General features: G+C 59.9%; 10 protein-coding genes. 9 read left to right on the forward strand and 1 reads right to left on the reverse strand.

Going from position 1 to position 12,813, the window contains the following annotated elements:
• The 4 genes from ACLD7X_RS10500 to ACLD7X_RS10515 all read left to right on the forward strand — a co-directional run.
• The coding region (locus ACLD7X_RS10500; protein WP_411423580.1) for a mechanosensitive ion channel family protein at positions 1-732 on the forward strand (732 nt) is incomplete at its 5' end.
• A 146-nt stretch (positions 733-878) separates the two neighbouring features.
• Positions 879-2,663, forward strand: coding sequence for a mechanosensitive ion channel family protein (locus ACLD7X_RS10505; RefSeq protein ID WP_411423581.1), 1,785 nt, complete (start codon positions 879-881; stop codon positions 2,661-2,663).
• A 935-nt stretch (positions 2,664-3,598) separates the two neighbouring features.
• Complete coding sequence (locus ACLD7X_RS10510; protein WP_411423583.1) at positions 3,599-3,787, forward strand: type II toxin-antitoxin system VapC family toxin; 189 nt, start codon at positions 3,599-3,601, stop codon at positions 3,785-3,787.
• Between the two features lie 32 nt (positions 3,788-3,819).
• The gene (locus ACLD7X_RS10515) at positions 3,820-4,005 is read left to right on the forward strand and encodes a type II toxin-antitoxin system VapC family toxin (RefSeq protein WP_412006848.1); all 186 of its coding nucleotides are present in this window, start codon (positions 3,820-3,822) and stop codon (positions 4,003-4,005) included.
• Positions 4,006-4,106: 101 nt separating this feature from the next.
• Here ACLD7X_RS10515 and ACLD7X_RS10520 read toward each other — a convergent pair whose 3' ends face one another.
• Positions 4,107-5,159: an AraC family transcriptional regulator gene (locus ACLD7X_RS10520; RefSeq protein ID WP_411423585.1), complete on the reverse strand. Its 1,053-nt coding sequence runs from the start codon at positions 5,157-5,159 to the stop codon at positions 4,107-4,109.
• 487 nt (positions 5,160-5,646) lie between these two features.
• On the opposite strand from ACLD7X_RS10520, the gene ACLD7X_RS10525 reads away from it, so the two are divergent.
• From ACLD7X_RS10525 to ACLD7X_RS10545, 5 genes are all read left to right on the forward strand, one after another.
• Complete coding sequence (locus tag ACLD7X_RS10525) at positions 5,647-6,603, forward strand: DUF1214 domain-containing protein (protein ID WP_411423586.1); 957 nt, start codon at positions 5,647-5,649, stop codon at positions 6,601-6,603.
• 217 nt (positions 6,604-6,820) lie between these two features.
• Positions 6,821-7,636, forward strand: coding sequence for a DUF2092 domain-containing protein (locus ACLD7X_RS10530; protein WP_411423587.1), 816 nt, complete (start codon positions 6,821-6,823; stop codon positions 7,634-7,636).
• A gap of 475 nt (positions 7,637-8,111) precedes the next feature.
• Positions 8,112-9,521 (forward strand): DUF1254 domain-containing protein, encoded by a 1,410-nt coding sequence (locus ACLD7X_RS10535; RefSeq protein WP_411423588.1) that lies wholly within the window; start codon positions 8,112-8,114, stop codon positions 9,519-9,521.
• A 397-nt stretch (positions 9,522-9,918) separates the two neighbouring features.
• Positions 9,919-10,977: a hypothetical protein gene (locus ACLD7X_RS10540; RefSeq protein ID WP_412006846.1), complete on the forward strand. Its 1,059-nt coding sequence runs from the start codon at positions 9,919-9,921 to the stop codon at positions 10,975-10,977.
• Between the two features lie 184 nt (positions 10,978-11,161).
• The gene (locus ACLD7X_RS10545; protein WP_411423590.1) at positions 11,162-12,790 is read left to right on the forward strand and encodes an amidohydrolase family protein; all 1,629 of its coding nucleotides are present in this window, start codon (positions 11,162-11,164) and stop codon (positions 12,788-12,790) included.
• The last annotated feature ends 23 nt before the right edge of the window (positions 12,791-12,813 follow it).

The following is a 12,813-nucleotide window of genomic DNA, read 5'->3' on the forward strand; positions in this document are numbered from 1 at the left end:
CGCCTGAGGATTCCAGGCTTCTATCGGGAGTGGGCCAGGCCGACCTCAAGGTTGGTGGGAATCCTGCTCACGCTGGTGGGTCTTGTGAGTGCCTTCCCCTACATCCCTGGCTCTGAAAGCAAGGTATTTCAGGGCGCTGGTGTCTTTGTGGGTGTGCTTGCAGCCCTTGGATCCAGTGCCGTAGCGTCCAACCTGATCAGCGGCCTGATGCTGATCTACACCCGGGCCTTTCGGGAAGGAGATATGGTCGAAATCAATGGCACGACCGGCATTGTGCAGGAGCGCACTCTTCTGGTTACACGACTGCGCACACCCCGGAACGAATTGGTGAGTGTTCCCAATGCCGCAGTGATCGGCAGTTCGGTGGTCAACTTCACGTTTTCGAGGCGAGAGATCCGGCAGCCGGTAGCCCTTGCCACCACGATCACCATTGGCTACGACGTGCCCTGGCGGCAGGTGGAGGAGCTGATGCTTGAAGCTGCCCGAAGCGTCAAGACAATCAGCGATGAGCTTGATCCCTTCGTGCTTCAAACGGCGCTGAACGACTTCCATATCAGCTACGAGCTGAATGCCTATCTCAGGGATTCAACCACCTATCGAGAAACCTTGTCTCAGCTTCATGCGGCTCTCCAGGATTGCTTCGCCAGGGCAGGAGTGGAAATCCTCTCGCCTGGCTATCACGCCATGCGCAATGGCAATGCCTCCACCGTGCCGCCGCCGCCCTCGGCCTGAAGGCGTTCATGGGCTCGTCGCGGCGGCTCCAGGCGGCAAGTAGAAACGGAAGACTGAAGCTCCCCACACCGCGCGGGCTGCAGGGCGACGCATCGCCCATCTGGTACGACTTGTAGCGATTTCTTGTTGTAATTCCCCCCTCGTTGATGATCACCTTCCGGCGCAGCGCCCTGATCGGCATCCTCATCCTCACCCTGGTGCTGGGACAGGCTGCCCTGGCCCAGGAGGCGGCGGACGGCGCCAGTGGCCGCAAGCCCTGGTGGGACCTCGACCGGGCCCAGCGCTGCGGAAGAATGTGGTGCAGCCGGGTCGTGAGCCCTCAGCTGCCTCAATTGCCGGGCGAGAACGGCATTGTTCTGGCGGTGATGCCGCAACCGCAGGACACGGATGATCAGTTGGCCCTGCGGGTGGAGGCCCGCTCCACTGCCGTCTCCACCTCGCTGCAGCGCCTCCTGGGGCAGCTGCGGGCTCGGCTGGCCCAGGAAGACCAGCCGACCGGCCGCCATTCGCTGGGGTTCTGGCTCGACCGCCAGCACAAGCCGCGCCATCCGGCCACGCCCTCCCTGCAGGTGGGGGTGAAGAACAACACCCCGGTGATTTACCTGCCTGCCGACGAGGCGTCGAAGGCGCCGCAGATCACACTGGTGACCCTCACCGAACCGGACAGCCTGGCCAACGGGGCGGACCTTCCCAGCCTGGCCAGCCGCTGGAAGGGAACCCTCGAGCGGGCGATGAGCGAAGCGCTCTGGGGAGAGAGCCTGAATCGTGACATCCCGGGCCTGCGCTGGGCCGGAGCCCTGCTGAGCCTGGGGATCGGCGCGGCGGTGGTGGCGCTCTGCAGCCACAGCCTGCAGGGCCTCTACCGGCTGCGGCGGCAGAGCCTGGCGACGCTTCAGGCCCGTGGAGAGCAAAGAAACGGTGCCTCGCCAGCCATCACCGCAAACGCGCCAGAGTCGCTGCTCAGCGACCAGAGACTTGAACGGCAGCTGCGGCGGCGGCGGATCCTGGTGAAACTGCTGCAGGTGCTGCGGATTGCCGTGGGCGTGATGGCGATCATCATCACCCTGCATCTCTTCCCCTCCACCCGCCTGGGATCGGCCTTTCTGATGAAGCAGTCCGTGGGGCTGCCGGTGATCTGGATCGGGGTGGTCTTGTTGGAAGCGGTCGTGGTCTGGGCGCTGATGCGGCGTCTCAACCGCTGGGCGGTGGATGCGCAGGCCACCCAGCCAGACTCCCGGCGGCCGCGGATGCGCCTGGAGACCAACGCGCGGGTGCTGCGGGGAAGCATCGCCGCCGGCACCACGCTCCTGGGGCTCTATCTCACGGTGCTGCTGTTCGGGATCAATCCCCAGATCCTGGCCGGTGCCGGGATCGTGGCGGTGGCCTTCGGGTTCCTCGCCCGCAGCCTGGTGGAGGATCTGATCAGCGGCATCCGGATCCTGGCCTCGGACCGTTTCGCGATCGGCGATTCGATTGCGGTGAACGGCCATGCCGGCCTGGTGGAGGCGATGAATCTGGTCCAGACCCAGCTCCGCGGCGGCGAAGGAGAGGTGGTGACGATCCCCAACGGCATGATCCGCGAGAGCATCAACCGCAGCAAGGACTGGGCCCGGGTGAACTTCGAGATCGACATCGCCTGGGGCAGCGATCTGGAGCGGGCCTGCGCGGTGCTCCAGGAGGTGGCCGCGCAGCTCGCGCGGGACCCGGAGTGGCAGGAGCAGATCCTCGAGCCGCCCCAGCTGCTCGGCGTCGATCGCCTCGAGCAGAGCGGCGTGCGCCTCAGGCTGTTCATCAAGACACTGCCGCTGAAGCAGTGGGGGGTGGCCAGGGAGTTCCGCCGGCGCCTCAAAGGGGCCTTCGATGCCGCCGGCATCGAGCCTGGAATTCCGCAGCAGCTGATCCGGCGCCCCAACGAAACAGTTGGGTGCTGAGTTTGGCCTGGGGCGTGAGCGGAGCCACATCGCAGCAGACGAGGCTGGTGAGGTCCACGAGCTGGGTCAGGCCCAGTGCGATGGGGCTGCTCCATTCCACTGACTCACCCATATCCTGATCGGGAGTGCCCAAAGATCCCTGCAACAGGTCCCGGCACCCGGCCAATGAGCGTTCCCCGGCGGCAGTCAGCCGTCATCTGCATGTCCGACGCGCCGGTCTTCACGGCAGAGGACAATCCCGTACTGTTGATGGCGTGACGCCCGGGTAAGAGAGCTGATAGCCGGTACCTGGAAGCACAAAGGATGTGCGTTGTTGGTTGATGGCATCATCCACCAGGCCCAGGAATTCCAACCGTTGTACCAGCCTTCCCGCCTGGGGCGGGCACCACGCCATCCGGGCCGGGACCAGCCTGACCAGTACCTGTGCCAGCAGTCATCGAGCTGATCGCGACGATCTTCGAAACGGCCACTCCTGTCGCCGAAACCGGTGCGCCCGCCACGTTTGAAGTTGCGCCCACCGCCCCGGCTGCCGCGTCCGCCGCCATGGTCACGTGCCAGCTGCACCGCTTCCACCGGCAGGGATCCGGAAGCTCCGGTGGGGAAGTGAATGGCGGCGAACCGGTCAACGGGGGGAGCGCCAGGGTGAATCCCAGAACGGCAGCTACCCCCAGGCGGGTGAAGCGAATCATTGACCGATCGCCTCGCGCAGCTTGCTGCAGCCGGTGTCGTAGCAGGCCACCTCCACCCTCCAGCCCGATCCGAAGGCCAGGCCCGCCAGGTTTCGACCGGTGAAGCGACCGAGGCCAGGGCCGCCGCTGCGAAACGTGAGGAACTCCTGGGCCTGCTTCCCGCGTTCAGCACTTGTCCTGGCCTGATGGTCGCGTCAGCACGCAACTGCAGGAGGAGCTCTACGGGCCTGATCGTCTGCCGGTCTGATGACGGCTTCCCGTCTGATGGTGATCGACACCTCGGCCCTGATCGCCATCCTCAAGGGCGAACCCGAGGCCACGGTTCTGCTCAGAAGCCTGAGTGAACCGGGAGACAAGCTGATCTCCACGGCAACCTCTTCGAAACACGGATCGTGCTCGATCGACAGCTTGGCGAGCCCGGGGAGATCGCTCTGAATCTACTGCTCACCAGGGCCACGATTCGCCCGATGGAGCTTGATCTCCTGCATGTGGAGTGGGCCCTCAAGGGATGTCGCCGGTATGGCAAGGAAAACCATCCAGCTGGCCTCAACTTCGGCGCCTGCTTCAGCTACGGACTGGCCAAGGCCCTGTCGGCACCGTTGCTGTTCAAGGGGGATGACTTCCGTTCCACCGATGAGATGACAGCCATCTGAAGCCGGGATCTATGGGCAGTCAAGCAGTCTTTTAAGTACCCTACCCAGGCGCTGTTAGCATCCTTCTTACCGCCGACAAGCTTAAAGCTGATCTGATTTGCTCATGAAACGGGTTGATGACTATCACCCCCTCCGTGGGGATGAGACGCATTAAGTTGACGATACTGTCGAGGAGCCACCCCCGTCCACCGCTTGAAGGCATGAGAGAAGTTAGCCGGATCAGAGTATCCCAGAGAATAGGCCACTTCAATCAAGGGAATATCCTGGTTTTGCATGAATGACACTGCCTGCTGGTATCGCACCCTGTCCACCAGGCGAGAATAGCTCAGCCCCTGCTTGGATAAGTTACGCTGCAGTGTGCGGACACTGAGATCGACAGCCTCTGCAGTCAATTCTATTGAGGGGTAGCCATCAAGAAATAGGGTAGCAAGAGTTTGCTCCAAGGAACCGACAAAATCCTGCTTGGGAGTGCTTTCTCGCCAGACATCAAGGTTGTCGAATTGGAGCAAGGGCAATCTCTTTGCAGAGGGCTCCAACGCCATCAACTTTCTAGGAACACAAATAGCAAGGTGGGGGTGGTTAAAGTGAATGCGGGTAGCCTCAAGCTGAAATTCTTGGCGAAAGTGCCTGAACGGAGGTGTGGCCACATAAACGTCCGGCGGCTCCCAGTCAGCCCCCAGAAACTTGCGAATATAATTGAGCATCAGAGCAAACGCATAGTGCGTTGCCCCATATACGCCAGCATCACATGACGAGGGTAGTTTATCGAATCGCTCACAAAACAAAATCTGCCGGGCCTGTTCCACAATCCAATATGTCTGTCCAGTAGAAACCTTTTTTGAAATACTACATAACTGACAAAGTGCATCGTAGAGGGTAAGTGCCTGTCCCAGAATCTTGCCGACTACACCGAGATTAGAGATATGGTAAGAGCTGGTAAAGGCCAAGCCTAGACTCTCCAAGCCTTCGGCATGAGCAGAAATGCGATAGAAATTAAAAACGGTGTGTAGAGGTATGCTTAGTTCAGTGCTCTCTAAGACCTGCTCGGGGATCTTTGCTTGCCGCAAGTATCGATGAACGGGTGCCCCCACCCTTTGCAGAGACAAAATGGAAGGTAACACTGAACTGACTCGGACCAGGGGGATGGGCTTCATCAGCAGCGAAAGGGAGATGTTGGTGGCAGGGCGGAGTCAATGGGTCCAGAAGTTGCCTGGCTTTGGTTGAGGCCGCAATCGGTCTCATATGCAATTGAGATCAAGATGTGGTGATCGTGTTCGCCAGAGGCCTCCATGATCAGATGCTTGGGGGTTGCCTGGAAGCAAAGTGACATCCGCCTGACTGGCATCGACTCCGGTTTCCTTTGGAGAATTGGCGCGAAATCACAAGATCCGGCGAGGGGTTGCCTCAAAAGTAGAAGAGTGCAGGAAGCATTCACTCCCATGGAGCATCCATCCAAGACCACACACCCATAGATGAGCACACTGAGAAGTCAAGAGATCTAGCTCTTGTGGGTGGGGTTGACTCCAGTTGTCGGTCGGCATTGGAGTACATTCGGGCACATTGCACATTTACTAGTGTAGTTGCGCACGGCAGCCCCAATCCTACACGACCTTAAAAAGAAACCAACAGAAACCAAGAGCCATGTCCAAAAAACAGATCGTAACTGTCAAGAACTACATCCGGGCCGAGAGCGATGTCCAGATGAAGGGCTATGCAGAAAAGGCGGGGGGAGTGGGCAGACTGTTTCACATGAGAGAACCCTATTCCGTTCAAAACCAGACGACAATCCGTGGGAACCGCGACACGCTGTACACCATGGGCGTTTTTGATCTCACAACGCCCGTAACCGTCACCAAGCCCGCATCGCCTGATCGCTTCCAATCTCTGTTGATTATCTGTCAGGATCACTTCAATCCGGTGCTCAAGCATGGAGGTGGCGAAGTCACGTTGTCACTGGACTCCATTGGAACTCGCTATGTGCTGGTGCTCTTCAGGACATTCGCTGATCCCAATGACCCCGAGGACATGAAGGCTGCTCACGCCCTCCAGGATGCCATTGAGGTGAAGCAGTCTTCTCCCGGTACGCTGGAGTTACCGGATTGGGACATGGAATCGTTTGAGCAAACTCGCAAAGCGCTGAACGCACTGGCTGACAAGCTGCCTGACTTCTCCGACGGTTTCGGGAAGAGGGGGCAGGTTGATCCCATTACGCATCTGATGGCAAGCTCCTTCGGCTGGGGCGGCAATCCACCCCGCGGCGCAAAGTACATTAATGTTTTTCCGGAGATGAATGATGGGAAGACAGCCTATACGGTCACTTTTCCCAATGATATTCCAGTGGAAGGCTTCTGGTCGGTAACTGTCTATAACAAAGAGGGCTTTTTCACTCCAAACGAACTCAACGCATACTCAGTGAATAACGTTACTGGAAGAAAAAATGAAGATGGTGGGGTAACCATTCACTTCGGCGGAGATCCAGGCTCACCCAACTATCTTCCGATCAGTGAAGGCTGGAATTATATTATCCGTCTTTACCTTCCGGGCACGGAGATCATCGAGGGGGATTGGGTGGCTCCGACGCCTCAACCACTTCATTAGTGGCTGGCTTCAAAACGGCAATACGACAAGTTCATCTTCAATGCAGACACGGATTGTCAAGGCTGGGGGTAGGGCTTCCCCCTGAGAAGGCTCTTCTTTCAATCTGTTAAGGGTTCCCTGGCGATGCGAGGCTGACCCAATCAGGAAGCCTTGGTATGAGCGTGCAGGGGCCTTCTCGCCCAATGTCTACCCGTATCCAGGAAGGAGGTTTTTTAGCGTGGCTTCAGATTTGTTCAAGGCCAGCGGCTTTGGCTCTGGCCTTCGGAGAAGAGCCGCCGTCGGTATCGGCGTGCTGATTGGCTGCACAGGGTTGTCATCAAGGGCAATGGCTGGAGAAGCCGAGGCAATGACACTGCTCAAGAGCATGACCAGGTACATGGCAGCCCAACAGGCCATCTCATTCCGTTACGATACCGACCTCGAAATCATCACCAACGACAAACAGAGACTCAACCTGGCCAGCTCTGGTACGGTCTCCCTGGCTCGTCCCGGCAGCATCCGAGCTACACGCTCAAATGGTTTCATCAACACGGAGTCCGTGTTCGACGGGAAAACATTTACCCTGCTGGGCAAAGGCCGCAATGTCTATATGCAGGTTCCGATCAATGGATCGATAGAGACTCTCGTTGACGAACTCAAGGACAAATACCGCAGGCCCTTGCCTGCGGCCGATCTACTCCTTCCACAGGCCTATGAGGAACTCACCGACGGTGTCATCGACGTCAAAGATCTCGGCAGTGGGGTGATCGGTGGGGTTGAATGTGATCATCTTGCCTTTCGCAAGAAGGATGTTGATTTCCAGATCTGGATCGCTCAAGGTGATCGCCCTTTCCCCTGTCGCTATCAGATCACATCCAAACTCATTTCCGGTTCTCCCCAGTACACGGTTCAGGTGAGTGACTGGCAGACAGGCGCTGCTGCGGTGGGTCAAGACTTCAGCTTTGTACCACCGGATGGGGCCAGAAAAATAACCTTCGATGATCTCAAGAAGATGAAGGACATGGGTGAACTACCCAGTCACTACCAGCTTTGATTCAATTCCTCGACAGACTTGTAGTCATTTCTACCAACACGGCTATGGCCAACATGCAAGCAATGACAACTTTCAAAACTGTAGCCATCGTTTTGGCCACCGCAGGCCTTGCCAGCACAGGTCTGCTACAGGGCTTATCCGCTGGCATCTTGGACAGCTTTGTCCCGCCGGCGATGGCGCGCGTGGGGCGGCCACTCACACCCGTGAGCGTGGCTGGTGTGGGTCGCCGTACCGTACGACGCTGCGCGGCGGGCATTTACGACTGCTGATCGGAGGCTGTCCAAGGGATATCAGCTGAGAGGCTTGCAAGCTGCTGCATTGGTGCTGTTTCCGCGGAATCGGCGCTCGTTCGTCATTGTCCACATGACCATACGCCTGCTGGCTGTCTCCCTCCGCCAGCGCCCAGCAGAATCCACACCAAGCGAAGCGGCATCCACTTCCCTGACGACCCGGAGTTTTTCACGAGAGACGAATCATGAAGCCGACCCAGATGGCCACGATTGATACACCGATTGGCAAGCTCTCCTTTACACCTGACTTCATAAACGGCTATCCATCAAGGGAATCGATTGGCCTGCTCTTCGATACGATTGATTTCCAGCGGGCGTGTCAGGCCTACCTATGGAGCATACCAATCGTCTCTTTTGCGCAATGGCAGATGGCTCATGAGGTGACCTTCAAGGCCAGCTCGGGTGATGTCGTGGTTTACGACAACTATCTTGCCAAGCTCGGAATTCTCACGGCAAACGCCACGACGCCCTATATCATCAGTTTCTTCAATCTCGTGGAAACTGGACCAATGGTCGTCAAGATGCCTGCCGGCCCGGTGGCAGGATTCGCCGACGACATGTGGCAGCGACCTTTGATTGATATGGGGCAAACAGGGCCTGATGAAGGCCAGGGCGGTATCTATGTGATTGCTGGGCCCGGACAGAACGCCGTGGCTCCAGAGGGGGGATACCTGGTTGAATCCAAGACGAATAATGTCTTCTGGGGTTTCCGTGTCCTGGCGAGGGATCCCGTTAAGGCGATGGAATTGCTCGAGATGCTGGAGATCTACCCGCTGGCACAGAGCGACAACCCGCCTAGGAAGAGGATCGTTGATATCTCGGGAATACGCTGGAATCAGACTTCCCCAAGAGGGCTCGACTATTGGAGAAGCCTGCATGCGATTATCCAGCGGGAGCCAGTCCATGAGCGCGATCGTTTTTTCATGGCCATGCTTAAGCCCTTGGGTATTGAGAAGGGCAGGCCGTTCGATCCGAACGAGCGCCAAACCAACCTACTCACCGACGCGGCCTTGGTTGGTGAAGCGATGGCAAAGGCCAATGATTTCGAGAAGCGGCTTGAGGCCGCCCACTATGCAGTTGGAACCCACTGGCATTTTGCACTCGTCATCGATCCCTCCCAACGGGCGCAATTCTATGACCAACTTGACGGACGGGCGGCCTGGTTTTATGAGGCCGTGACAACATCCTCAGGGATGGTGACTAGGACGCCGGGCGTTGGGCAAGTCTATCTCGGGACCTACAAGGACAACAACGGAGACTGGCTAGATGGGTCGCACTTCTATCGGCTCAGGGTGCCCGAAAATGTCCCAGTAGAACAGTTTTGGTCCATGACTGTCTACGACGTCGGCAGTCGCTGCCTGATCGAGAATCCCACCCAGCAGGCGGACCGTTCCTCGCGCATGGACCTGAAGATCAACGAGGATGGCTGCGTCGATCTTTTTGTTGGCCCGGAGCCCCCAGCTGGTAAGGAGGAGAACTGGGTTGAGACTGTCCCCGGCCGGGGCTGGTTCAGTTATTTCCGTCTCTACGGACCAAAGAAGGAGCACTTTAGTGGTGCGTGGGTGCTCCCTGATTTCGAAAGGACTGAATGGTAACTCACATCTGTTCATGCTGACCCTGACTCAGTCAACGATAGGGCGAGGGCGACTCGCTCATGTCCAACCGCACTCCTCAAAGCACGGCCTGAGATGCCACCAGCTCCATCACCACCACAAGCATTTCTGCGGACAAGTCATTATGCAGAGCACCCCTGGGCTCTGACTTTGGGATCGGCGATTGTGGGATCGTGGGATTCGCTGACCGGTCCGGGTACGCCACCGTCCAGCCGTTCCAGCCTCAGCTGGCCCGATCGTGATTGTCTAGCCCTGCTTCGCCGCAATCTGGAGCCCCTGCGTGGTGCGCAGCGCAGCTCATGGGCGAACAGCCCCTGAGCCATGGAGTCCCCAATGAGGGGGTTCGCAACACCATCTGTACGTTCACAGCATCACTCCCATGCCGCACTGTCTGCACTGGCTGCTCGCCCTGACCGCCCTGCCGCTCGCAGCAGTCCCGGTGCTTGCCGACCCGATGCTTGCCGATGGGATGGGCGAGCCCGACGGCGGCCCAGCGGCGCCGGCGGAGCAGCCCAGCCCTGAGGCTGGCGGGCCGCCTCCCACAGCGCCGAGATCCAACGAAGTGAGCAGCGAAGCGGAAACCGAGTCGCTGGCGGCGTCGTCTCAGAACCCGATTGCTGATCTGATCAGTGTTCCCTTTCAGAACAACACGACCTTCGGCCTGAACCCGCCCGGCGTGTTCGATGTGTCCAACGGCGGCCTGGATGACGTCTTCAACTTTGATGCGGAGCAACTCAGGAAACTCCAGCGCAGCCTCGATCCCCAGAAGCTGCGCCAGCTGCGGAAGGATCTGCGCAATTACGACGACGAAACCCTCAACGTTCTCAACATCCAGCCGGTCATCCCGATCAAACTCAGCGATGACCTCACCCTCGTGACCCGCACGATCGTGCCGGTGGTCAGTAAGCCCACGGTGCGCCAGGGGCAGGTGTGGGGCCTGGGGGACATCAACCCCACCTTCTTCGTCGTGCCCAGCACCAAGGGCCCCTGGACGGTCGGCGTCGGGCCAACCGTTCTCCTGCCCACCGCCACCAACGACGTGCTGGGTACCGGGAAATGGTCCGCCGGCCCCGCGGCCGTGGCTGTCTACACCCGGGGCCCCTGGGTGGCGGGTGGGCTGGTGAGCCAGATCTGGTCGTTCGCCGGGGAGGGTGACCGTGGATCGGTGAGTTCCTTTCTGGTGCAGCCCTTCCTCAACTACAACCTTCCGGGTGGCTGGTATCTCACCAGCTCGCCGGTGATCACCGCCAACTGGGAGCGCGCCCGCGACCAGTGGACCGTGCCCCTCGGCGGAGGTGTGGGCCGGATCTTCACGGTGGGCGGCCAGCCGATGAGTGTGGCGCTGGAGGGCTACGGCAATGTGGCCAAGCCTTCCGGCTTCGGCGACTTCACGGCGCGCGTGACCTTCAAGTTGCTGTTTCCGAAGAAGGGGGGCTGAGGTCAGGATCCAGCGCCACAGAAGGATGGCCGTTGGATAAGACTCTTGAACCACTGGCGTGGTGGTGGAACCGCTGCGTCCAGGCTTGAGGAGTCCCCGTGATGATCAGCTCTCGCGGGTGCACCTCTCGCGGGTGCAGCGGAAACACAAGACCAGGAGGGTTGCGATGATGGCAGCGAGAACAATGCTGGCCATCGTGGCCGCCTGGTTCAGCCTCTCGGCATCGGCGTTTGGCCAGACCGCGCTTGCCCAGACCTACGACCTGGTGATCCGCAACGGCCGGGTGATGGACCCCGAGACCCGCTACGACAGGATCGCCAACGTGGGCATCGAGGCTGGCCGGATCGTGGCCATCACCCCGGAGCGCCTCGACGGCCGCGACAGCATCGATGCCACGGGCCTGGTGGTGGCCCCCGGCTTCATCGACACCCATTTCCACTGGACGCGCCCGATCGGCTACAAGCTGGCGCTGCGCGACGGCGTCACCACGGCGATGGATCTGGAGGCCGGGGTGTACGGCCCCCGGGTGGACGAGTGGTACGGGATGCACGCCGGACAGAGCCAGGTGAATTACGGCACCTCCTCGGGGCATGAGTTTGCCCGCACCAAGGTGATGCAGAACCTGCCCGACGCCGATCTTCTGGATGCTCCCTACTCCGTCGTCAAAGGTCGCGCCTCCGGCACAGCCTGGTTCGAGAAGGTGGCCACCCTCGAGGAAGGCAACCGGATGCTCTCCATCATCGATGAGGGGCTGCGGCAGGGGGCCCTGGGCGTGGCCTCCACGCTGGGCTATCTCCCCGGGGCGACCGCGCGCGAGATGTTCGAAGTGCAGCGCGTCGGCGCCAACTACGGCCGGCCCACCTCCGTGCATCTGCGCTACACGCCCGGAACCGTGACCACCGAGCCGAACGGGGCCCAGGAAATCCTGGCCAACGCCGTGGCGCTGGGCGCACCGGCGGTGATCAACCACTTCAACAATCCTGGCTGGCAGGTGGTGCAGGAGTTGCTGGTCGACCTGCGGGCCCGTGGCCACAACGTGTGGGGTGAGATCTATCCCTATGCAGCCGGTTCCACCACCATCAATGCGGCCTTCATCAAGCCGGAGAACTGGGTGGAGAAACTTGGGAATACCTACGAGAAGACCATGCAGGATCCCCAGAGCGGCGAGTTCTACACCCTGGAGAAATACCGCAAGGTGCTCGCCGCAGCGCCTGCCACCCAGGTGGTGCTCTACAAGATGCCACCGGATGACATCCCCGACTGGTGCAGGCTGCCAGGCGTGGTGATCGCCAGTGATGCCATGATGATGCCGGGCGGATGGAATGATCCACCCGCGTGGGACACACCCTACGAAAAGATCCCCAACACCCACCCGCGTTTATCAGGAACGCACGGCACCTGCCTGCGGATTGCCCGCGAGCAGAAGATTCCGCTGATGCAGATCCTGGCGGCCTCCAGTTACAACCCTGCCAACTATCTCGGCAAGACCGGGCTGGAGGCCATGAAGGTGCGGGGCCGCCTCCAGAAGGGCATGGTGGCCGACATCACGATCCTGGATCCCAGCACGGTCAGGGAGAATTCCACCTATGCCAAAGGCACCCTGCCGACCACGGGCATCCCCTTCGTGATCGTCAACGGCACGGTGGTCGTGAGAGATTCCAGGGTGCTCCAGGATGTCAATCCCGGCCAGCCGATCCGTTTTCCCGTCGAGGCGAAGCCACGCTTCAGACCCCTGTCTGTCGACAGGTGGAAGAACGACTTTCTCGTGGCCCCTGTCGACTTCGGTGGCCTGGAGCCCAACCACCTCCACTGAGATCGGCCCAGAGCTGGATTGCT

Source organism: Aphanothece microscopica RSMan92, from assembly GCF_046613545.2.
GTDB lineage: Bacteria > Cyanobacteriota > Cyanobacteriia > PCC-6307 > Cyanobiaceae > NIES-981.